At 47.9% G+C, this 23329-nt stretch carries 14 protein-coding genes, 1 tRNA gene and 3 pseudogenes; 6 read left to right on the plus strand and 12 right to left on the minus strand.

Annotated features, from left to right (window positions below; all coding sequences use genetic code 11):
- Window positions 1–325: 325 nt before the first annotated feature.
- Entirely contained in the window at window positions 326–1228 is a 903-nt protein-coding gene (locus tag GSQ70_RS16035; RefSeq protein WP_158783468.1) for a LysR family transcriptional regulator, read from the plus strand.
- A gap of 1219 nt (window positions 1229–2447) precedes the next feature.
- On the opposite strand, the gene GSQ70_RS16040 is transcribed toward GSQ70_RS16035, so the two are convergent.
- The 3 genes from GSQ70_RS16040 to nac all read right to left on the minus strand — a co-directional run bounded on the left by GSQ70_RS16040 (window position 2448) and on the right by nac (window position 5470).
- Window positions 2448–3290 carry an oxidoreductase gene (locus GSQ70_RS16040; RefSeq protein WP_158783469.1) on the minus strand — a complete coding sequence of 281 codons (843 nt, stop codon included), beginning with the start codon at window positions 3288–3290 and terminating at the stop codon, window positions 2448–2450.
- Between the two features lie 167 nt (window positions 3291–3457).
- On the minus strand, window positions 3458–4414 hold the full coding sequence (gene cbl, locus GSQ70_RS16045) for an HTH-type transcriptional regulator Cbl (protein WP_158783470.1): 957 nt from the start codon (window positions 4412–4414) through the stop codon (window positions 3458–3460).
- Window positions 4415–4552: 138 nt separating this feature from the next.
- Window positions 4553–5470 carry a nitrogen assimilation transcriptional regulator NAC gene (gene nac, locus GSQ70_RS16050; protein WP_158783471.1) on the minus strand — a complete coding sequence of 306 codons (918 nt, stop codon included), beginning with the start codon at window positions 5468–5470 and terminating at the stop codon, window positions 4553–4555.
- 399 nt (window positions 5471–5869) lie between these two features.
- Between nac and GSQ70_RS16055 the strand changes: the two genes are divergently transcribed.
- Window positions 5870–6289: a lipoprotein gene (locus GSQ70_RS16055; protein WP_158783472.1), complete on the plus strand. Its 420-nt coding sequence runs from the start codon at window positions 5870–5872 to the stop codon at window positions 6287–6289.
- Between the two features lie 63 nt (window positions 6290–6352).
- Here GSQ70_RS16055 and GSQ70_RS16060 read toward each other — a convergent pair whose 3' ends face one another.
- The 3 genes from GSQ70_RS16060 to GSQ70_RS16070 are packed head-to-tail and all read right to left on the minus strand — an operon-like array spanning window position 6353 to window position 9832.
- Window positions 6353–7384: an ABC transporter permease gene (locus GSQ70_RS16060; protein WP_158783473.1), complete on the minus strand. Its 1032-nt coding sequence runs from the start codon at window positions 7382–7384 to the stop codon at window positions 6353–6355.
- A gap of 17 nt (window positions 7385–7401) precedes the next feature.
- Window positions 7402–8886 carry a sugar ABC transporter ATP-binding protein gene (locus tag GSQ70_RS16065; RefSeq protein WP_158783474.1) on the minus strand — a complete coding sequence of 495 codons (1485 nt, stop codon included), beginning with the start codon at window positions 8884–8886 and terminating at the stop codon, window positions 7402–7404.
- A gap of 22 nt (window positions 8887–8908) precedes the next feature.
- Entirely contained in the window at window positions 8909–9832 is a 924-nt protein-coding gene (locus GSQ70_RS16070) for a sugar ABC transporter substrate-binding protein (protein ID WP_158783475.1), read from the minus strand.
- Window positions 9833–10339: 507 nt separating this feature from the next.
- On the opposite strand from GSQ70_RS16070, the gene GSQ70_RS16075 reads away from it, so the two are divergent.
- Window positions 10340–10415 (plus strand) — tRNA-Asn (locus tag GSQ70_RS16075).
- Between the two features lie 161 nt (window positions 10416–10576).
- Window positions 10577–11839: pseudogene (locus GSQ70_RS16080) on the plus strand (tyrosine-type recombinase/integrase).
- An 864-nt stretch (window positions 11840–12703) separates the two neighbouring features.
- Here the strand turns inward: GSQ70_RS16080 and GSQ70_RS16090 are convergent.
- The 6 genes and pseudogenes from GSQ70_RS16090 to GSQ70_RS16115 form a co-directional block, all read right to left on the minus strand.
- Window positions 12704–13093, minus strand: coding sequence for a phage integrase N-terminal domain-containing protein (locus tag GSQ70_RS16090; protein ID WP_158783478.1), 390 nt, complete (start codon window positions 13091–13093; stop codon window positions 12704–12706).
- 286 nt (window positions 13094–13379) lie between these two features.
- Window positions 13380–13715 (minus strand): hypothetical protein, encoded by a 336-nt coding sequence (locus GSQ70_RS16095; protein WP_158783479.1) that lies wholly within the window; start codon window positions 13713–13715, stop codon window positions 13380–13382.
- A 223-nt stretch (window positions 13716–13938) separates the two neighbouring features.
- A complete protein-coding gene (locus GSQ70_RS16100) occupies window positions 13939–14271 on the minus strand; it encodes a type II toxin-antitoxin system PemK/MazF family toxin (protein WP_098142490.1) in 333 nt (110 codons plus the stop codon).
- Window positions 14272–14529, minus strand: coding sequence for an antitoxin (locus GSQ70_RS16105; protein ID WP_079816675.1), 258 nt, complete (start codon window positions 14527–14529; stop codon window positions 14272–14274).
- A gap of 347 nt (window positions 14530–14876) precedes the next feature.
- Window positions 14877–15082, minus strand: a pseudogene (locus tag GSQ70_RS16110) (helix-turn-helix domain-containing protein).
- A pseudogene (locus GSQ70_RS16115) lies at window positions 15079–15491 on the minus strand (hypothetical protein). The pseudogenes GSQ70_RS16110 and GSQ70_RS16115 overlap by 4 nt, the downstream one beginning before the upstream one ends.
- A 398-nt stretch (window positions 15492–15889) precedes the next feature.
- Here GSQ70_RS16115 and GSQ70_RS25785 point away from each other — a divergent pair.
- The gene (locus GSQ70_RS25785) at window positions 15890–17152 is read left to right on the plus strand and encodes a hypothetical protein (protein ID WP_199257270.1); all 1263 of its coding nucleotides are present in this window, start codon (window positions 15890–15892) and stop codon (window positions 17150–17152) included.
- Between the two features lie 146 nt (window positions 17153–17298).
- The gene (avs3a, locus tag GSQ70_RS16125) at window positions 17299–23235 is read left to right on the plus strand and encodes an AVAST type 3 anti-phage nuclease/ATPase Avs3a (protein WP_158783480.1); all 5937 of its coding nucleotides are present in this window, start codon (window positions 17299–17301) and stop codon (window positions 23233–23235) included.
- Window positions 23236–23329: the final 94 nt, after the last annotated feature.

Raw genomic sequence — 23329 nt, forward strand, 5'->3', positions numbered from 1 at the left:
GAAATAATTTTCATGATAAAAACGGATGATTCACCAATATTTTCAGAAATGTTAACCTTTTTGCTTTCACTGCCGTTTTAAATTATTTTAATCCCTGGTGCTGATAATGGTTACGCGGGTCTGGTTCAGACACTGAAAGCGTATGTACAGGCCAAAAATCCCGCAAGATCAAAAATTAAACAACACCCTTTAAAAAATAGTATCATGATGAAAATACTGCAAAAAAGCCGATTAATCTTAGGAATAATCCCGTTTTGACGACTTTACAGTGTGTTATATTTCACTTGATTTAATCAGGCGCTAATTACCCCCATAAGGAGGCCGTATGTTTGTTTCATCTAATCTGAAATGCTTTATTATCGTGGCGAGAGAAAAATCTCTTAAAAAAGCGTCAGAGATTCTTTTTGTGACTTCATCCCCTATATCAAGAAGAATAAAACTTTTCGAAGATGAGCTGGGATACAAACTCTTTTCACGAACAGATCATGATTTCACACTGACAAAAAAAGGACTGGAGCTGTATGAAAAAATAATGCCGTATTACATGAAAATATCTGAAATTGAAGACAGCTTTTCACAAAAATCGACTAATTTAACCATCAGAAGAAGCGTTATGATTGGGGTGGAAAATCTTAATCATTTCCTTTATAATATTCTGGTCAAAAAAAGAAAGAAAACCGAGTGCGTTTCTTACTGCTCAAGTGATGCCAGTCATTCCCTTGAGTCTCTTCTTTCTGGTGAAATTCAGGCGGTGATCTCACATCGACAAATCTCTGAAAGTGGGATCAGTACATTAAATTTCTATAGCGAACCAGTTTGTTATCTTTTGTCGACTGAACTGGGTAATTATCAACTCAGTGATATGAAAAACATCCCCGTCATCATTCCTAAAAATGGTTTCCACGATGAATACATAAAAACTGCACATATGAAAATTCTTACTCTATGTCCTGCTGCGCAGGTTATCATTGTTGACGACATTGATAACTACCTGTTCCTGATTGGCAGCGGTGATGCCGTGGGCCTGATGAGTGAATCAATGGTCTCCTTCTATAAAAACAAATACTGTCTGACTAATAACCTGAATTACACCATCGAACGCTCGTTTCCGGAGTTAAAAACCTATATTTATTGCCTGAAAGATCGTGAGGAAAATCTCAGACTGGCTCTTAACAGCATCCTTCCTGGAGAGATGAATTCAGAGAGTGCGGCGGGGGAAGAATGCTAAATTAACTTATATTTTAACAAGTTAAGCCCAATTACATTCACATTACTTACCGATTTCAATACCAAAATATAATACATGATCGACCACGATCCTGATTGCAGTACGCTCCCGACAGGTCCATAACAGATAAAAAGACACAGATGAGAAATGATTCCATCTGGGCATCTTTCGCCATAATGGCGTTTATTAAATAGATTATTTTTTCATTTACCAAAAAATAACAGGTTAGCATTAAAATAAATAACAGATAACGCTGGATCTGATTGTTGATTGGCTTAAATGGTGTAGATAGATGAACTTTTTTGTTACAGATAAAAATGGAATGTGATCCGGTGAATTGATAAGAAAAACTAATCATTCATATCTGCAGCAGACACCGGACGGTAACCGGGAAACGGTGACATATTTCTCAGTCCAGTTTTTCAGCCCAGCGCCTGCAGTTGAGACAGAACATCTCTTTTCTGTTTTACATGATTCATCTCGCCAGCTTACCTAAAAAAACCATTAACTTGCCGGGCATTAATGTATCCGTTTTTTTGCTTCGCTTATAAAATAGTGAAAACGCAGTTCTCCAGTTCAACCCCGACTATTACTGCAACGCACAGCAACAAGAGGAATGACTATTTCTGACATGCTAAGGGGAATCTGGCGGGTCAACAAAACCTGAGAAAATCCCTGGGAAGGATTTTCTGGTGGCAGTTCATAGCACTAGCCTTGATTATCCTCTCATTTTTTATTACTGCAGTTAATCTGATCGTCCGACATATTCTTCCCTGCTGTCAGCCTTATGTGGATGCGATCTTTACGCCATGAAGTCATAAGACTATTACTTTTAACATAAATATATTTCCGTGCTCATTTTTATATATTTCTTTCCAGATTTAAAATCTGAAAACCACATAAATCAGACCTTCTCCGCTCACAGAAGATTGATTGCGTTTCCGTGATTAATCCTTTCCCGCCAGCACCACAGAAGACCGGGTGAAAATAACTCATTGCAGCATCAGGATCTCTCACCCTACAGTGGATTACAGACTGGCCTGCTATGATGATTATTTCAGAACCAATGATATCCACTGCAACGCTCCCGGACCCGGAGTGAAATATTACTTATTATCGAAAAACATATTCATTTAACTGTATTTTTTTGGGATAAAAAAACGCCCTGCGATAAAACAGGGCGTACGGGATATTATTAAGTTGAGTCTAAATCTGAGACTTATTTCGGAAAATCAGTCCCAATGGAAGCCGTTTTCCATGCTTCTATTTGTTGCAGACGCTCTTTCAGTTTTGCAGTAACTGCTTCATAACCAAAAGCTCCCATCACCAGATGACGCGGAGGATTTGTCTCCTGAGTCAGGGCAATCATCGCCTGCGCAGCACGCAAGGGGTCGCCTGGCTGGCTGCCGCTACGTTCTGAAGTCTCCTTCATCCTTGCCGCAGCCGTTTCAGCGTAGTCAGCAATCCTGCTGGTGGTCTGGCGCAGCGATCGCCCGGCCCAGTCGGTGCGGAACGGTCCAGGCTCAACACAGGTGACCTTAATGCCCAATGGCCCCCCTTCAGCGGCCAGCGAGTCAGACCAGCCCTCCACCGCATGTTTACTGGCAGAGTAGTAGCCGGAAGCCGGGAAACCAATCAGTCCGGCCACCGAGGTAATGTTGATAACATGGCCGCTTTTCGCCTTACGCATTACCGGCAGCACCGCCCGGGTCATGGCAAACAGGCCAAAGACGTTGGCATCGAACTGGGCGCGGATCTCTTTCTCCTCACCCTCTTCCACCGAGGTCTGATAACCGTATCCGGCGTTGTTCACCAGCACATCGATAGTGCCAAACTTAGCCAGAGCCGCGTCCACTGCCTGTTTAATATTGCCGCTGTCAGTGACATCCAGTGCCACTGCCAGCGCGCGATCTTCCTGACCTGAAATCAGATCGCTGACCTTCGCTTTATCACGGGCAGTCACCACCACGTTAAAGCCCTTCTTCAGAACCTCTTTAGCCAGTTCACGTCCGAATCCTGTAGAGCAGCCGGTAATAAACCAGACGGGTTGCTTGGTCGTCATAGTGGAATCCTCTCAGTTACAGCTCGCAAAAACGGAAGAACCTGACCACGAACGCGGTCAGGGGAAAAACGTTTATAAAGGGTAGTCGGTGTTAAGCCGGGACGCCGTGTCGGTTTGTGCGCAAATGTTGCGGGTCAGAGTTCCCGACGGATAGCCGGGCTTTGAAGCTAAATCTGAAAATCGATCGCCGGTTCCTCGATCTCTACCGACAATGCCTGACGCTTGATCTCCTCCAGCGACAGGTTGGCATTACACAGTTCGAGGAACTGCCAGACATAGTTGCGCTGCAGCTGTCCTCGCTTCAGTCCCAGCCAGACCGTGTTCGACTCAAACAGATGTTTGGCTTCCAGCCGGGTCAGCGGGGAATGCTCATCCAACTGGCAGGCCTGGTCGGCCAGGATACCCACGCCTAAACCCAGCTCGACATACGTTTTCACCACGTCACTGTCTTGCGCACTCAGCACAATATCCGGTGTCTGACCCACAGCGTGAAAAGCCCGATCCACCCGCGAACGGCCAGTAATTCCCTGCCGGTAGGTGATCAGTGGATAACGGCTTAATGTAGCCAGGGAGATGGGCTGCTCCTGCTCAAGCTCATGCCCTTTTGGTACCAGCAAAGCATGGTGCCAGCTGAACCACGGAAAGGCCGCCAGTGAAGGATTGTTGACGACCTGCTCGCTGGCAATGCCGATATCTGCTTCGCCTGCCACCAGCATCGATACGATCTCCTGTGGCGATCCCTGGTTCAGCTCCAGACGAACATTTGGATAGAGTGCGCGAAAAGCTTTGATCACTTTGGGCAGGCTGTAACGAGCCTGAGTATGCGTGGTGGCGATGGTCAGCACGCCGCTGGATTCATTGGTAAACACATCGGCAAGACGACGGACTTTTCCGGCTTCGTCGAGGATGCGCTCAGCAATGACCAACAGTGCTTTGCCCGGTTCGGTCATCCCCAGCAATCTCTTACCACGGCGAATAAATATTTCCACGCCGAGTTCATCTTCCAGATCGCGGATATGGCGGCTGACGCCAGACTGGGACGTAAACAGGGTATTGGCCACTTCGGTGAGATTAAAATCGCAGCGTGCCGCTTCCCGGATAATTTTAAGCTGCTGAAAATTCACGCGCGTTCCTCTCTTTGTTATCAGTCAGTTCGCATCATGTTAAAGACGCAAATTGATAGCAACAAATAATAAAAAGAGGTTTTATATGCTTTTTCGCGATAAGAAGTGAGGCGCGCCAGCGCGCGCCCTTGAGACGGGTCAGCTCACCAACATCAGTTCGCGATCTTCGACTACTGGCTTGTTGAGCAGCGACAGCAGAATATTTTTTACCGCCTGTGCCGATGGAGACAGCGGCAAACGGGCCGAAACGTTCAGTGACAGCGGCAGATTCAGCGTCGGACTGTTAATACGCGCCATCCAGGCATTGGTCGAGCTGACCAGCGCACGGGCTGCAGATTCTGGTAATACCGTCACTCCCATTCCGCTGGAAACGGCAGCGGTCAGCGTGGCGATGGATTCAATTTCGCCGATGATGCGGGCGCTGAGGCGACGCAGCGAAAAAGCTTCGTCGACACGTTTACGCACGGCGCTGTAATCACGCGGCAGGAACAGATTCATCTGCGCAACGTCTGCAAGGTCCACGTTCTGTCCGGGACAGTCAGTGGCACCCACCAGATAAAGTTCTTCTTTCATCAGCGGCATGCTGGTGATACCGGCCGTCGGAGCACGATCGTAAAGGACCGCCATGTCAAGCTGGCCATTCATCACTTTTTCGTTTAACGAAGCGCCGCTGTTTTCATGTAAGTAAACCAGCACATCCGGGAACTGCTCACGCACGGTCTGCAGTAACGGCATGGTCAGTGATGACGCCGCCGTACCCGGTGCCAGCCCAATGGACACCTGCCCGTTCAGTGACTGACCGGCATTGATGACCGCCGTCTGAGCCTGTTCGCACTGGCGCAGGATGGTACGTGCATGCGAATACAGGATTTTTCCGGCTTCGGTAGGCGTCACGCCGCGCTTGGTGCGGATCAGCAGCTGTTGATCCAGCTCGTTCTCCAGCGTTGCGACCTGCTGACTGAGCGCCGGTTGTGCAATATGCAGGACTTCTGCTGCCTGAGTCAGGCTGCCGATATCGACGATTTTCACGAAATATTTGAGTCGTCTTAAGTTCATTTTGCCTCCGTCACGGATCCCCGAATGCCATTGTCACTGGCGGTAAGAAATAAGTTTTTACTCTGGTGCAGTGAGATAATTGCAAGCGTCGTGCCAGAATTTTCTTAATGAGGTTTAACAGCGCCAGCTTCTGGCTAACAGGCGGTTAAATAAGAGAATCTGATTACCCCTAAAGGGTTAATCACTCATTTTGATACTGACGAGGTCACACCAGTCACGCAAATCGCACTGCAATGGTGCAGAAAATGCCATTACGGTGTGCATGTAATCGCTTCCACTTAATGACACGCGCAGTGTCCGTATTTTGTCAGCTTTTCGGCAGTGGAAGTGACTAAATGTTTCTCACAGTTCCGAAATATGATAATAACTATTTCACAACATCATTTCAGGGCATAAAAAATGAAAAAAATACTGTGTACTGTACTGGCGGTTTTAGTGCTTTCAGGATGTAGTTCAACGGGTAGCGAAGACAAATTCAGCGCCAGCTATCTGAACAGTCATGTTGTTGAAAATAAGACGACGCAGGCGGAAGTCCAGTCGCTATATGGTGTACCTGACGATCAGACCGTTCACTCTGATGGCACCGCCTATTGGTATTACGACAAAAATGGCACCCTCAATACCGCTTCAGGTCTGGCCGGTTATATTCCCGGCGCCGGTGCCATTTCCAGCGCGCTGGGTATGGCGAATACTGCCAACAGTGCCTCCAGCGCTGCCAGCAAGGCCTCAGGGAAAATGTCAGGTAACACGGAGTACCACGGCGATCGTTTACAAATCAGTTTTGATAAAAACAAAATTGTCCGCAGCTGGTCGCTTTGAGAGAGGATCTCACCCACCAAAAAGGGCGCCCCTGCGCCCTTAATGACTTTTGCAGAACCAAACTCAACGTTTTTTACGGTTGCGATACATGTCGACAGAAACGGCAGCGACGATAATAATGCCTTTGATGATGTCCTGCACATAGGCATCAACGCCAACAAAAGTGAAGCCGCTTTTGATTAAGCCCAGGATTACCGCACCAATCAGCGTACCGGTTATACGCCCCACTCCGCCCATCAGGCTGCTGCCGCCAATCACCGCCGCGGCTATCGCATCCAGCTCGTAAGAGAGACCCATACTTGACTGACCGCTACTGACGCGAGCGGCGAGTACCACACCCGCCAGTCCGGAGAGGCCACCGGCGATGGTATAAACGATGATCAGGTATTTATTTACATTGATCCCCGAAACCTTCGCCGAAGTCATGTTGCCACCGATGGCATAAATATATTTTCCATAGCGCGTATGTTTCAGCGCGATATGGAAAATCACCGCGACCACCAGGAAAATAATCACCGGCATGGCACCCTGACCCATTGAGGTGAAACTATCGGACAGGAAGCTGATCGGATTACCCTGAGTGTAATACTGGGCCAGACCACGTGCTGAAACCATCATCCCCAGAGTAGCAATAAAAGGAGGAATACCGGTTCGGGTGATCAGCACGCCGTTCACCACGCCGCAGACAAAGCCCACGGCTATCCCCGCGGCAATCGGCACCACCGCAGGCAGATTGACCAGCGAAGGATACATTGGCGTCAGGCTGTCAGAGGTTTGTGCCAGGCTGGCCGATACCACCGCTGTCAGCGCAATCACCGAGCCAGAAGAGAGGTCAATCCCGGTGGTGATAATGACCTGAGTCACCCCCACCGCGATAATGCCGATAATTGCCACCTGCAAAATAATCAGCACCAGACGGTTCGGGTTCATCAGGAACGACTGGTCACGGACATACCAGCCGAAAGCTTCAAATATCAGCGCAATGCCGACCATCACGATAAAGATGCCTGTGTCTTTAGGTAACTTACTTTTCAGGTTACTGAACAGTGATGCCGACTGAACCGGCCGCTGAGTTGTCATCTTTACGTCACTCATATAGTCCCCTCACGCCCCTATTCGGACGCCAACGACAAAATGGTTTCCTGGTCAGCCTCTTCTTTACTGAGGATGCCGGTGATACGACCGCCGTGCATTACCATCACCCGGTCGCTCATACCCAGAATTTCAGGCAGCTCTGAGGAGACCATAATGATGGCGACGCCACGGTTCGCCAGTTCGCTGATCAGGCGGTAGATCTCCGCTTTGGCGCCGACGTCGATACCGCGTGTAGGCTCATCGAGGATCAGGACTTTCGGTTGCGCCAGCAGCCAGCGGGCTATCAGCACCTTCTGCTGGTTACCGCCGCTGAGGTTGTTAATAATCTGGTCCATGGTGGGTGTTTTGATATTCAGACGCCGGATCTGTTCCATGCAATCTTTCGCCATCTGCATATGGCTGACGAAGCCTGCCTTACTGCTGTACTCCGGCATGTTGACGATGCTCATGTTCTCCATCACCGACAGCACCAGGAACAGCCCGGATTTCTTGCGATCCTCGGTCAGAAACGCCAGCCCTTTTTCAATTGCCGTGGAAGGCGAATCAATCCTGACCGGCACGCCGTCCATCAGGATTTCACCGCTATCGATGCTGGTCATGCCAAACAGGCTCTCCATCACCTCGCTGCGGCCAGCGCCTACAAGCCCAGCCACACCAAGGATCTCTCCGCGACGGACGCTGAAGCTGATGTCATGAAACACATCTTTGCGCTGCAGATTGCGCACGGTCAGAACATCTTCACCGATGTCGCTGTTGAATTTCGGGAACAGCTGGGTCAGTTCGCGGCCCACCATCTGGGTGATCAGCGACTGCCGCGTATAGCGGGAAGTCTCGTTGCTGCCCACCCAGGCACCGTCGCGGAATACGCTCACCTCATCCGTAATGGTAAAAATCTCATCCATTTTATGGCTGATATAGATGATGGCTTTTCCCTGCTGCCGGAGGTCACGAATAATGGCAAACAGATGGGAAACTTCCGTTTCGGTCAGCGCCGACGTCGGTTCGTCCATAATCACCACATCGGCATTCCAGGAGACCGCCCTGGCAATTTCCACCATCTGCTGCGAAGCGATACTTAAATCGCCCACCAGCCGCTCCGGCGTCAGGCGAATATTGAGTTTGCTCAGCAGGTCTTTGGTCAGTTTGTTCAGCCTGCCGTGGTCAACAAAGCCGTACTTAACTGGCTCACGGCCCAGCCAGATATTTTCGGCAACCGTCATGTACGGCACCAGATTAAGTTCCTGATGAATCATTGAGATACCGGAACGCAGCGCGTCCATCGTATCCTGAAACTGCACCGGCTCCCCTTTAACGCGGATCGTGCCCTCATCGGGACGATAAATCCCGATGAGGCACTTCATTAAAGTGGATTTGCCCGCGCCATTTTCGCCCATCAGCGCATGGACGGTTCCGGCTTTTACACGTAAAGAGACGTTACTCAGTGCCTTTACACCCGGAAAAAACTTGCTGATGCCTTCGGCTTCAAGCGCAAATGCGGCCATTCTTCACCTCCGTACAGCGGGGTTATTTTTGGTTCTGGCTGGCAAATTTCGCCATATTGTCTTTGGTGATCAGCTGGAACGGGATATCGACAACCTTCTGCACTTTCTCACCCCTGGCCAGCTTCACCGCGGCCTGCACTGCACCTTCACCCTGGCCTTTCCCGTCCTGGAAGACGGTGGCAACCATCTTGCCGTTTTTGATCATCTGCAGGGCATCAGGAGTACCATCCACGCCTGCCACCAGCACATGTCCGTCATTTTTGCCGAGTGCCTGCAGCGCGCCGATCGCCATTTCATCGTTATTGGAAGCGATTGCCTGGATATCATCGCCAGCGGTTAACCAGTTGCTGACCACATCCACAGCATCGTTACGGGTGAATTTTGCGGTTTGTTCCTGCACCACTTTCAGGCCAGGATATTTGGCGACCACCGCTTTAACGCCTGCGGTGCGTTTACGGGTGGACTCATTGGCAAGGTCACCCAACAGAATGGCTACGTTGCCTTTAAAGTTCATGTTTTTTGCCAGCGCTTCCATCTGCAGACGACCCGCCAGCTCAGAATCCGACCCGACATAAGCCATTTTGTCTGGCAGCTGGCCTGCCGGTTCGCGGTTAACAAAAATCAGCGGTATACCCGCTTTGCTGGCCTGATCGATAATCGGTTTCACCGCGTTGGTGTCTACGGGATTGACGATGATGGCATCCACGCCCTGACCGATGAAGTTCTGCACCTGTTGCAGCTGCTGGGCAACGTCGCCTTTGGCGTCTTCTATCTGTCCTTTAACCTGCTCTTTATCCATCTCTTTTGTGATTGAGTTGCGGACAATGGTCAGGAAGTTATCATCAAAAAGTGCCATAGAGACGGCGACCTGAAGATCTTTCGCAAAGGCAGAGACGGGTAACATACACACTAACAGCGACGCTAAAATCGTTTTTTTCACGTTCATGGCAAAGCCCTTTTTGTCGTTAGCATGCGCAGGCGGGCTGGGACATCGAATGAAAAATATCTTTTACATTCACTCAACTTCACCGACGGCTTTAGTAAAATGTAGGGGAGATAGTACTCAGGGTAAGGCCCGTTTTATTCCTTCACTCCTTTCTTTTACGTTATTTAAATCAGCGAGTTAATTTCGAACCTGCGTTTCAGTTTTTCCCCCGTAACGGCCAGGAAATCCACTTCAGTTCATTTATTTCAAAATAAAGTCATTTGAAATTTTCAACATGAAAGCACTGAAACAACTGTTTTAAAATCTTCAGATAACAAAAATTTGACACACCTCTAACATCGGCAACGTAATCCCTCGAAAGTGGGATCTGGCGCAAGAGATTGGAGTTTGTACCGCAGGGCGAGAAAATCAGCGGATCGCTGGTTTTGCCAGCAAACGCACCGGAAATTGCATTCCCCCTTTGACATTGGGAAGGGCCACCGATAACATGCGCCCCGTTGAAACAATTCCTCTGTAGTTCAGTCGGTAGAACGGCGGACTGTTAATCCGTATGTCACTGGTTCGAGTCCAGTCAGAGGAGCCAATTTCCTGTTTTCAGGCGTGCTTATAAGTCCCTATTAATTTAGGTTTCAACAAGTTAGCGTGAAAATATTTCCCGATGCGTATCTGGTTTTCCCTGCGCATCCGGCGAAATTGGTGGTCTGATTTGGGGTCATTTCAGTTCGATAATGGAGTGACCACCACATGTCCCTGTCCGACGCGAAAATCCGCGGTATCAAACTATCCGATAAACCCTTTAAACTGACCGATTCACACGGTCTGTATCTGCTTGTCAATCCAGGCGGTTCACGCCTCTGGTATCTCAAATATCGCTTCAACCGAAAAGAATCCCGTATCGCATTAGGCGCCTATCCGCAGGTCTCGCTTTCCGACGCCCGCCAGCAGCGCGACGGTATCCGTAAACCCCTGGCACAGAATATCAATCCCGCACAACAACGCATGACTGAAAAAGCCGCCGCGTCACCGGAAAAATGCTTTGAGGCCGTTGCGGTGGCATGGCACAAAACCAACAAAAAATGGCCGGCTGATTATGCAGAGCGCATCCTTGCCAATATGAAAAATCATATCTTTCCGGCAATCGGTCATCTGCCCGTCACTCTGCTGAAAACGCTGCATTTCACGGCGTTGCTGAAAGTTATCGAGGATAAAGGCTTTCTGGAAGTCGCGTCCCGAACCCGGCAGCAACTCTGCAACATCATGCGCCACGCCGTTCAGCAGGGACTGACCGAAAACAATCCGGCGCTGCATCTGGAAGGCGTCACAGCACCGCCGGTTAAAAATCACTATCCGGCCCTGCCTCTGGAGCGGTTGCCTGAACTGCTGGAGCGTATCGGTGACTATCAACAGGGGCGACAGTTAACACGACTGGCGGTAGCGCTGACTTTGCATCTGTTTATCCGTTCCAGCGAACTGCGCTTTGCCCGCTGGAGCGAGATAGATTTCAGACACAAAATCTGGACCATTCCCGCCACACGGGAAACGATTGAGAAAGTCCGTTTCTCTAGCCGTGGCGCTAAGATGCGCACCCCGCATATTGTCCCGCTTTCTCGTCAGGCTATCGCCATTCTGAAGCAGATAAATGAAATCTCCGGTCATTTGGAACTGGTGTTTCACGGCGACCATAACCCGTATAAACCGATGAGTGAAAACACCGTCAACCGGGCGCTGCGTTTAATGGGCTATGACACCAAAACCGATGTCTGCGGACATGGTTTCCGGGCGATGGCCTGTAGCGCACTGGTGGAGTCTGAACTCTGGTCACGGGATGCCGTGGAGCGGCAAATGAGCCATCAGGAGCGCAACAGCGTGCGGGCGGCGTATATTCACCGGGCTGAGCACCTTGACGCCCGCAAGGACATGATGCAGTGGTAGTCGGATTATCTGGATATGAGCCGGGAAGAATATATTGCCCCCTGGATTTATGCGCGGCAGCATAAGGCGGCCTGAGCCAGCGGCAATGTAATTTGTTGAAAATGAAAACGCAGATCCTGAGTGAATCGGGATCTGCTTTTTGCATTGAAAGGAATTGCCTTCGATTTTTTGGTTATTAATCGGAAAGCGTACAAAATTATTTGGGGCAAATAATTTTGTACGAAAACCTATCGATATCTCACAAATTAATTGGTAAATATCGAAAATTGCCCACAAAAAATAACGTTTGCCGATAGCAGCCAGACAGCCTGCACCAGAAACAGGTTCATCGGCATACCATAACTGCACCAGTTTATTGCCACCGTTTATCTGCACCAGTCTGTCGTTGCCTGTAGACAGCAGGACTGCGCCAGATAACGCCGGATACATATCGATCTGCGCCAGCTTTAGCCTTTTAAGCCCTTTGGCCTTTTCCGGTCTGGCGTTGTTACCCTTCCCCCCCTTACCCTTTCCGGCCTTTTTCCTTTAGCTGGCGCAGCCGTCGTCAACTTACTGATATTGCAACAGAAATATCTTAATAGAGCATACCGTTCAGAAGCATAGTTATTGATAGAAAACCGTACAAAAAATTTCTACGTGGAAATTTTTCCGGTGGATAACGATGAATAAAGTGTATTTTATAATGTGATGGCTATCAAAAATAACCCCAAAAGACCTAATGCAATGATTTATAATAAATAATCATGAATTTAATAGTCGGTGATTATTAATCTCGTCAGCGTTGACAGGAAAACGTACAAAAAATTTTGGATCCAAAATTTTTTGTACGAAAACCTATTAATAGCCCGAAATCAATAGGAAACAGCCTGATGATATTTGACCTCAAATATCATCAGGTGAAAAACGATGAATAACCATCATATTACAAGCTCTAGGCTATCAATCTGCCTCATCCCTTCGCCCGTAAACCTGCGCCACATACCGTCCACGCCCATCGCCGTGGCCCAAATCCATTGCCGTCATTGCCAGCGCCTCCTGTTCGCTGAATCCCTGCGCCAGCCTGTCACGCCCGGCCTGTTTCAGGATGCAACGCACCGCCGCCATCTCGTTTTGCAGGGAACGCTTCGTGATACCCTGCGCCAGCCGTTCACGGATATAGCCTTCAATATGCCGGGCCTTAAGCTGCTCCACCCGGCGGATCTGCACATTCTGCGCCAGTACCAGACGCTCACAAAAACGCTGTGCCAGCCTGATGCGGTCATCCACAGTTTTGTAGCTGCCGCCCGCCTGCTGCGCCAGCCGCTTCATTTCCTGCTCCAGTATTCCCATACATTCCCCTTTTCATGATTGCCGCAAACTCATCACCCAAAAAACCCAACACTGATACAGCTTTCCCCGGCGCACAGGCCGATAGCCCCTGTTTTTTTGTCGGGGCTGCGAACGATACCTGAGCGCCGGGGCGGCAGCCGTTGAGGTGTGGTGGGGCTTCGGTTGTGCTCTCTGAGCAGCCGCCCGCTTGCGCGGGTTATCCCCCGGATCGTCCGGATCCGCCTCGGTATCGGTTCATGTTCTCCTTATGGGTAAAATGGCCTGAAAAGGCGGTGTCAGAATCCGGCTATGAGCTGGCGAAGTTGAGGTGTCTGGTGCAGGTCGAAAAGGCGTCGTGCGTCACTCTCCCGCTCTGCGCGGGGCAGAGTGACGCACCGCTATGTTGCAGTGCTGAAAAAATATCTGGTGCAGATTCACGGTCACGCGGCAGCAAAGCCTGACGGCAATGCAGGCCGCAGCCCGTCAGGTAAAGGGCGCTGATATCAGCCGGTATGGTTGGCCGGGAGAATTCCGGCACGGCGCAGGGTGAACCAGCAGGCTGGCGCAGTAAAAGGATGTATCGTATCGAAACCTGAGCCTCCATCGCGATAATCTGCGACCCGGTGTTTGCAGAGGTCTGCATCGGTAAACGGATCAACCGTCCTGATAACAGGCGCTTCTTTCAGGTTGTGAAGCGTGGGAGCCGTCCGCGGACGGTGTGTAGCGAGGGGGAGATTATGCCGGTATCGCTGGCGCAGAAAGGAGAAATTGTTTTTACCTGCAAAAGGATTTTTTAATCACTTGTTGTTATAAAAAATGAGAGCGCTGTATGTGACAGCGCCCCCATTCAGGTTACATAAAAAGCATCAGCTCAGAATCGCTTCCAGTCGGGCCAGCACTTCATTCACGACAGCATCGGGTATACGTTCCAGTCGCTTACCGTTCCGGGCTCCCATATCAATGGTTCTGGGCTGGTCGCAGCGAATAACGCCCGTTGTTTTTGTTCCCGCGCCGTCCAGGGAGACGGTAAAACCGGCTGCGCGGGCAAAGTTTCCGCCGCTGGTGACGGGAACAACAACGGGTAGCCGGGTCAGCTTGTTAAACGATGCCTTCGATACGATAAGCACCGGACGTTTTCCGCTTTGCTCGTGACCGGCAATCGGATCCAGTGAAACAAGCCAGATTTCCCCTCGGTCCATTTACAGGATCTCCTTACCCACCGCAGGCGCATCAATCCATTCCCGATCCTCTTCGCTCATTTCGGCGTGCGGATCGCACTGTGCCAGCAGTTCCTCAAGCGAATAACGGGGCCGTTTCTGGGGTTCAATAATCAGGCAGCCATTATCAATGGTCATGCCCACGTCGCTGTCGGTTGACAGCCCAAGCGTTTTCAGCACGGCAGGAGGAACCGCCAGCATGACGGATCCGCCAACCTTTTTCAGGCGAGTGGTATACATAGAGCACCTCCGAATATTATATTTTAATATAACATCTGTGGCAGGTGATACACAATTATTCATCAGATTCATTGTGATTTCCTTAGCGTAATAATGTGTGAAGAAAGCCTTAATCCATCGAAGGATGGATCCGGCAGTTTTCAAAGGCGGCATTGCCGGTATAAAGGCGACCATCCTGATACATCAGTCGCTTCTTTCAGGTCATGAAGCATTTCGTGCAGGCGAGAGCTTAGTTCGTGGTAAGAAGGCCGATAATAGAAAACTGTTTTTGCGGTTCAAAGGATTATGACGATTCAGATAAACGAAATGCGGCGCAGCTTCCGTATATGGTCTGCGCCGTAGGGACATCAGAGATAGCGTGAAGGCCAGATTTTTTCAGGCGCAACATCTAGCGCTTCAGCAATCAATCGTTCGCCTTTGGGCCAGCGGCGGGTAAGCGCATTTGCCAGCGTAGAAGACGCCAGCCCCGGCTGACGGGAAAGCGCTGACAGCGAAGTGCCACGTTTTTCAGTCCGGCGATAATGTCGGCGGGATGCCAGTCAGACTGCATCATGCTTTAATCTCCACACCGTCAATAAACTTCACGGCACCGGCCGTACGCAGCCAGCTAAGGTACTTCTCCGTTTCAGAGGCAAATCCCAGCCCCGAGAGGGTTTGCGTAAGGGCAAGGCAGTAGCGGCAAAGCTCTGTGCATTCTGGCTCGAAACGGGGGAATTTGCAGGAAGAGTGTCAACAGTCAGGCTTTCAACAAGATGGGGAGGAACGGGGTCTAACAATGTGGGTTGCAGCAGCGTCAGACAGGCGTTAAGTCTGCCGCAGAGCGCCATTTTCAGCGTGGGATCGTCGTTTTCAATCAGGGTTTCGGCGAAGGTTTCGCAGTAGCTGGCAAGGACGGTGAAGTCCGTGGCGGCATTGAAGGAAACAGTAAGTAACGGATGTGTCTGGGTTGGGGTAGTAGCCATAGTGGCAACCTCCTGTAACGGGTTTAAAAACCCACCACCAGAGGTTCCAATCTCATGGTGGTGGACTGAACGGGGTTGGAACTACCGGCGTTACAGGCAACCGGCGCACCTTACGGTGCCCCCGCCCAGCCCACCATAGAGGTATAGCCGAGCGCACGACATAAAAAAAGACGCGGGCGCGTCATATGTCGCCTGTAACATTTCTCAGGGTTCCAATCCCGGCATCTGATTTTGCAGGTGCGGAGTAAGAATACTGCTATTGGGAGTGGGCGGCAAGTAGCGCTTTCTGAAGGTGGATCACAACTTACTAAAACAACTTGTTATTTCCTGTCTTACAGTGTTTATTAAATCATTCAGCATACTTAGAAGGTTACGAAAATTTATTTCAAGGAGAGAAAGTGCATTCTACAGAATATGCAATTCAACAAGCTCTTTACGCAGTCGGTACAGCTCCGACACGTAGTGAAGCTCTTGCCAGTTTTGAGGAAAATCAGCATTTATTAAAAGACTGGAGGATCCTGTATGCCGACGAGAGTAAAGCAGGACCGCTCTCCCTTAGGCGAGCTCAATTTTCTGAAAAAGGTTTTGTATCAACGTTATTCTCTGGGCATTCATTATGGGTTCTGGATCATGATGTCATTTCATCATCAGATACCATGATGTTTCAGGTTGGCTACGGTACTTATATTGATTCTAATGCAGCAAGTTTTATTCGTTCTTTGGCCTATCGTGAAGAGCCTAAAGAACATCTGTTGAATTTTTGTCGAATGCTTTCAGATTCATTCTCATTCGATGAACTATCCAACATTAATCCCTATCTTTATTTATGGGAAGCACAAAGAGACAGATCGCCAGAAACGGTAACTGGGATCCGGGAAACAATGGCTGCATTGTTTGCCCTTTCCTGGATTAAACAACCCCTGAATGCAGAATGGGGAAAAATGTACAGGAAATTATACCAGGAGCAGGCGGAAGCAGAGGCTGACCGTTTTCTGTATCAATTTTACCTGAACTTAGATGCCGGTTTAGGAAAGGCGATCGAAGACCAGGTTGACCTACTGGAAGCTATGCTGTTAAGAACGAAGTTAATCGAACTGTCTTCCAAAAGATCAGCCCAGAACAAATTGAATGAACTGTTGCAATTCATGCATGATGAATTATCTACCATGATGATTCGCGAATTACTTGTTTGTGCCGACATTCTCTTCCGTGAAGGAAAATCACAGATGTCACAAAAACTCGATGGCTTACAAAAGAAAAAAAGCCCCTTCGATGAACTGAGAAACTGCGCCAGAGATTTAAATATGCTCAGGAGCATGGATCAGCTGACAAACTCTATCTCGGATAACACAAATGCTTCATTTTACATCGCCAATTTAATTACATTTGATCGCGATATTATAGATATTATCCAGTTAACAGAACTGCGTGCTATTGCTCTACGTCGCTCATCTTCAGACGCATTCCCGATTTATAATCAGCAACTGGATACATGGTTATCAGAGAAATTAGGTGAAAAACGCTTGAGCGGCTTAGAAAATATATTCAGGAAGGATGGCTTCGACACACGCTCCAGAGCCAGAAGTCGGAGTAACGTGAAAACAATATTGCAAGAAGACAGACAAAAACTGGCCTGTCTTATCGAAAGAATCAATAGCTGAGTGATTTTCTGCTATAAAACACTTTCCTGAAACTCTGGTCATTCAATGCAGGAAAGTGTTTTCCCCTACATGCGCTATGGCGATAGTGTAATAAAAAATAAGGAGTTATAATCGATACAGCCTAACTGACATAAGGACGATGCTCAATGTCTGACAGCCTGCTTGTTCGCACCAGTAGAGATGGCGATCAGTTTCATTATCTTTGGGCGGCTCGCCGTGCCCTTCGACTACTGGAACCTCAGTCAACTCTTGTTGCCCTGACCATTGAAGGGGCATCAACGAAGGAAATGGGCTCTCAGCCAGTGGTTAAGGATGGGGAGGAGCTGATTGATATTGCTGAATATTACGGCAGTAACGAGCTCGCAACAGCAACAACTGTTCGTTATATGCAGCTAAAGCATTCAACACTGCATCCAGATACTCCATTTCCCCCTAGTGGGTTACAAAAAACCATCGAAGGTTTTGCCACTCGTTATAAGGCGCTTATACAAAAAATACCGGTAGACACGTTACGCACTAAACTCGAGTTCTGGTTTGTGACGAACCGTCCAGTCAGTAGCAGCTTCAGTGAAGCTATCAATGATTCCGCGAGCCAACATGTTACACGCCATCCACATGATCTGGCGAAACTTGAGAAATTTACCGGGCTTCAAGGCGCTGAGCTATCGATGTTCTGCCAGCTTTTACATATAGAAGGTCAGCAAGACGATTTATGGAGTCAGCGGAATATCCTGCTAAGAGAATCAGCGGGATATCTCCCCGACCTGGATACTGAAGCCCCTCTGAAATTAAAAGAGCTGGTTAACAGAAAAGCGTTAACCGAAAGCGCCGCAAATCCTTCAATTACCAGAATGGATGTGTTGCGTGCTTTGGGGGTGGATGAAACAGATCTTTTTCCTGCACCCTGTCGTATAGAAAGAATAGAAAATGCCGTCTCAAGAACTCAGGAGATGACGCTGGTTCAACGTGTTGTTGAAGCATCCGGCGCACCTGTGATCATCCATGCAGATGCTGGTGTGGGGAAATCAATTTTCTCTACTCATATAGGGGAGCATCTTCCCACTGGTTCAGTTAGCATCTTATACGACTGTTTCGGACTGGGTCAGTACCGTAACGCTTCTTCTTACCGCCACCATCATCGTACGGCATTGGTTCAGATGGCTAATGAAATGGCATCTCGTGGTCTCTGTCATCCATTGATCCCAAATGCTAATACTGGCATATCCCAGTATATGCGTGCGTTTCTGTATCGCCTTTCTCAGAGCATTTCAATACTCCGGGCCTCTGAGCCCTTGGCCGTATTGTGTATTATTATCGATGCTGCGGACAATGCACAGATGGCGGCGGAAGAAATCGGTGAAACGCGTTCTTTTATCAAAGATTTAATTAGAGAAAAGCTTCCTGATGGAGTCTGCCTTGTCGCACTTTGCCGACCTTATAGACGGGAATTGCTTGATCCACCTCCTGAAGCACTCACATTATCCCTACAAGCTTTTGATCGCGATGAGACAGCCGCTCATCTTCACCAAAAGTTTCCAGATGCCAGCGAAAGTGATGTTGACGAGTTCCATCGTCTGAGTTCTTGCAATCCCCGGGTTCAGGCTCTGTCATTATCACAAAATCTTCCACTGAACGACACACTGAGACTTTTGGGGCCAAATCCCAAAACGGTAGAAGATACTATTGGTGAAGTGCTGGAAAAATCCATTGCACGCTTACGTGATACAGCCGGAATATCTGAACGTGCTCAAATTGATACGATTTGTTCCGCACTGGCAATATTGCGTCCATTAATTCCATTATCTGTGCTATCTGCCATTTCCGGAGTAGCTGGTTCTGCTATTAAAAGTTTCGCAATTGATCTGGGACGTCCATTAATCGTTAGTGGCGAGACTATTCAGTTCTTTGATGAACCGGCCGAAACATGGTTTCAGAGGCGCTTTCGGCCATCGGCCGCTGCTCTGCATCAGTTTATTACTAAACTGAGACCACTGACAAAAGATAGTTCCTATGCAGCATCTGTTTTACCTGCATTGATGCTGGAAGGAAACCAGCTTTCTGAACTGATCGAGCTAGCGATATCCTCACAAGCTCTGCCTGAAACCAGCCCGGTTGAACGCAGGGACATAGAACTTCAAAGATTGCAGTTTGCGTTAAAAGCAGCCTTACGCACAGGTCGATACCAGGATGCGGCTAAACTGGCACTGAAAGCAGGTGGAGAATGCGCAGGAGACAAGAGGCAAAGAGTCCTGTTGAGGGACAATATCGATCTGGCAGCAAAATTTGTGGGAAGCAACGGCGTTCAGGAACTGGTTTCCCGTAACGCATTTCCAGATACTGGCTGGCCTGGTTCCAGAAATGCTTATTATGCCGCAATACTTTCCGAATATCCTGAACTCTCAGGAGAAGCCCGCAGTCGCCTTCGACTCACCATGGAGTGGTTAACAAACTGGAGTCAACTACCAGATGATGAGCGGAGCAGGCAAAATGTTACCGATCAGGACAGAGCGGCAATGCTCATTGCCTGCCTAAATATTCATGGCGCGGAAGCGGCAGCAAGGGAGCTCAGAAGGTGGCGGCCTCGAGAACTGTCTTTTGACGCTGGAAGAATTGTCGCCATGCAGTTACTGGCCCACGCCCGTTATGATGAACTTGATCAGTTGGCTATTGCGGCAGGAAACGATATCAGCCTAGTCATGGGAATTGTACTGGAAGCAAGAAAACTTCACCGTCCAGTCGCTGAACAGGCAATCAGAAGAACCTGGCGCTTGGTAAAAAGTCCGCGAGTCACTATTAAAGGCAGAAACAGCATACATGACCAGACAATATCTGCTATCACTGGCATGGTTGAAATGGCACTTAGACAATCTGTTTGTACAGAGACAGAAGCTCTCCAATTGCTGGATCGTTATTTACCAAAGGTTCCCCCTCATGTTCTGACCTCTCAATATAGTAAAGAAAGAGTTGCTTACGTCCGGGCATACGCTCTTCAGGCAAATCTGATGGGCACTCAATTAACTCTAAGTGATTTAGCCTCAGCCGAGGTCAAAAAAGAACTAATTGCTGGAAAAACCCATAGCGAATCTGATGATCTGCGTCGACTGAAACAATACAGCGGAGTATTAATCCCTTGGTACAATTTACGGGCCAAAGTAATTCTTGGTCAAACTGAGAAGGCAGACTTAGAAAATGAACTTAGCGATACACAAAAACAATCGACTGCTATTAAGGGCTACTCTTACTCTGAACATTCATTAGCATCAAATGAAATTGCAAATGTATGGTTTGATATTCTGATCGAAGCAGGCAATGCCTCAAGAGACGACTTGGAAAACATCATCAAATGGAGTCAACATAAAGGGAATAGAATATTCACACCAACGCTTCACCGTTTCAGTTCTGTATGTGCAGAGATTTCAGGGCTTGAAGAGCTTTCATATCACTTCGCAGAACTCGCCTTATCCTTATGGAGGGATGAGCACTCTGATGCTCAGGTCAAAGCTGACGGCTATATAGACCTTTCCCGTTCACTCATTTCACTTGATGAACCAGAAGCTAAAGAATACTTTAACCAAGCGATTGAAGTTACAAATAAGTTGGGAGATGAAAATTTAAGTCGATGGGAAGCGATACTTGATCTTGCTGAAGATATTGCTGGTAAAGCGCAAGTTCCTCCTGAAATTTCCTATAAACTTGCTCGATGTGCGGAATTAACCAGAGAATATGTTGATCGTGATAAACACTTTGCGTGGAGTGATACTGTTGAGATTTTGGCTGAGTTATGTCCATCTTCAGCCATAGCAATAATAAGTCGTTGGCGTGACCGTACATTTGGCGATCACAGAGATATACTGGCATGGACCATTGAAAAACTTGTAAAGAAAAATAAAATTAACGCACTCGATGCACTTCCTTTCATTACATTTGAGAATGGTTGGCATAAATGCGACTTGCTTGACTCAGTTTTATCCTCGTGTACTAATGGCGAAGATAAGATTGCGGCATTCGAAGTGGTTTACCACTATACAAAATTTGACGTACAAAATATCCAAAATCTTAAAAAGCTGGATGCTATTGCTACATCATTAGGTATTGAACACTCAGAGTTGAAAGAAAAAATCTCACTTCTGCAGCGTACTGAGGCGACTTCAAAAAAAACCAGTCTCTCTCCGAATGATAGTGAGCGAGATCATGCCCAGGAGTGGAATTCAGTTTTTAAGGATTGTGATTTATCGTCTATTGAGGGTGTTAATGCTGCATACGAAAAATTTCGTAGCAATCCTGAACTCTATTCCAAAGAAACTTTCATTAAAAAAGCAATAAGCCGAGTTCATACGGGGAAAGAATGTAGTTTTATCGCAGCTGTTAGTGCCATGTCTCACTGGGGGCTTTATGATGTCAAATATATTTTTGAATCTATACCTGATGAATGGGCATCTCGTTTAAGCATTAAAACCGCCCTGGTAGGTTTAATAAAAGAGTATTGCCAACGTTTCTGTATGCGGATAGGAAAAAGTCGTTTTTACGAGATTTTCCCCTTCGGTTTGGCCAGCAGGCTTTCTGGTATAAGTGAAAAAGAGATTTTCGGTATTGTCCTGGAGGCTATTGCAGAATCACCAGAGCCCGCAAATGCTGACCGTTTGTTTAGCCTTCCAGGCCTTCTTGTTAGTAAACTGAAGAGTAATGAAGCGTTAAATGTATTATCTTATGCCCTGGATTTATTCGACGAGGTGCTAAAAGATGAGGATGGTGACGGCCCATGGAACGATACATTATCTCCGCCAACTCATGTAGAGGATTCACTTGCAGGCTATATTTGGGCGCGGCTGGGTTCTCCGGAGGCGGAAATGCGCTGGCAGGCAGCACATGCGGTTCTGGCACTATGTCGAATGAATCGTACACGCGTTGTACAGGGAATTTTTCGGCACTCTATAAATGCTACTACATCACCTTTTTGTGATAGCACTCTACCCTTTTATATCCTTCATGCTCAATTATGGTTGATGATTGCTGCGGCAAGGGCTTCATTGGACAATGGAAAAGAACTGATTCCCAATATCGATTATTTCTACCGTTACGCCACCACTGATCAACCACACGTATTAATTCGTCTTTTTGCTGCCAGAACATTACTTGCGCTGCATGATGACGGGATTATAACCATCTCAAATCAGGAAAGAGACAAACTCCGAAATATAAACCAGTCAATAACTTTTCCAGTGATTGATGATATAGAAGCTTCTAGTTGTGAAGACTCATATAGTTTTGGTATCGACTTCGGCCCATACTGGTTAGAACCTCTGGGCCGTTGTTTCGGCGTATCTCAAAAACAGTTAGAACCTGAAATGCTTCGCATTATTCGCGATGATCTTGGTTATAAAGGCAGCCGCAACTGGGATGAGGATGAGCGTAATAAACGACGCTACTATCAGGACAGAGATAACCATCACAGCCATGGTTCCTATCCACGTGTTGATGATTACCATTTTTACCTGTCATACCATGCGATGTTTATGACAGCCGGTAAGCTATTAGCAACAAAACCTCAAGTAGCCAGCCGCTACGATGATGTTGAGGATGTTTTCCAGGACTGGTTAAGAAGGCATGATATTTCTCGGAACGATAATCGTTGGCTCGCAGATCGGAGAGATATACAGCCCAAAGAGCGTTCCAGTTGGCTTAATGGCATTTCTGATAATCGGAATGAATGGCTAGCGTCAATTTCTGAAAATGTATTTAACGAAGCACTATACCCCAACACCGAGCTATTAACGGTATGGGGACATTGGTCTAACGTTTGTTCAGATCGAAAAGAATCTATTGCTGTCCATTCTGCGTTAGTATCACCGGAGCGATCTTTATCGCTCCTCAGAGCATTACAAACAACGAAAAACGTATATGACTATAAAATCCCTGATGCTGGGGATAGTCTTGAGATAGATCATGCATACTACAAGCTAAAAGGATGGATTAAAGATATTACTGAATATTATGGGATTGATGAGTTTGATCCCTGGGCCGGTAATGTAAGGTTTCCAATCCCAGAACCAGCCTCATTTGTTATTGGGTCCAAAAATGGCTAACCGCCGCTAAGGATATTGATTCTGCAGCAAAAATACTGATTGATTACTGTTTATCGTTAGCAGCAGAGAATGCTATCGATAAATCCCAAGAATG

It is taken from the genome of Pantoea sp. BAV 3049 (genome assembly GCF_009765445.1).
Taxonomy (GTDB): domain Bacteria; phylum Pseudomonadota; class Gammaproteobacteria; order Enterobacterales; family Enterobacteriaceae; genus Erwinia.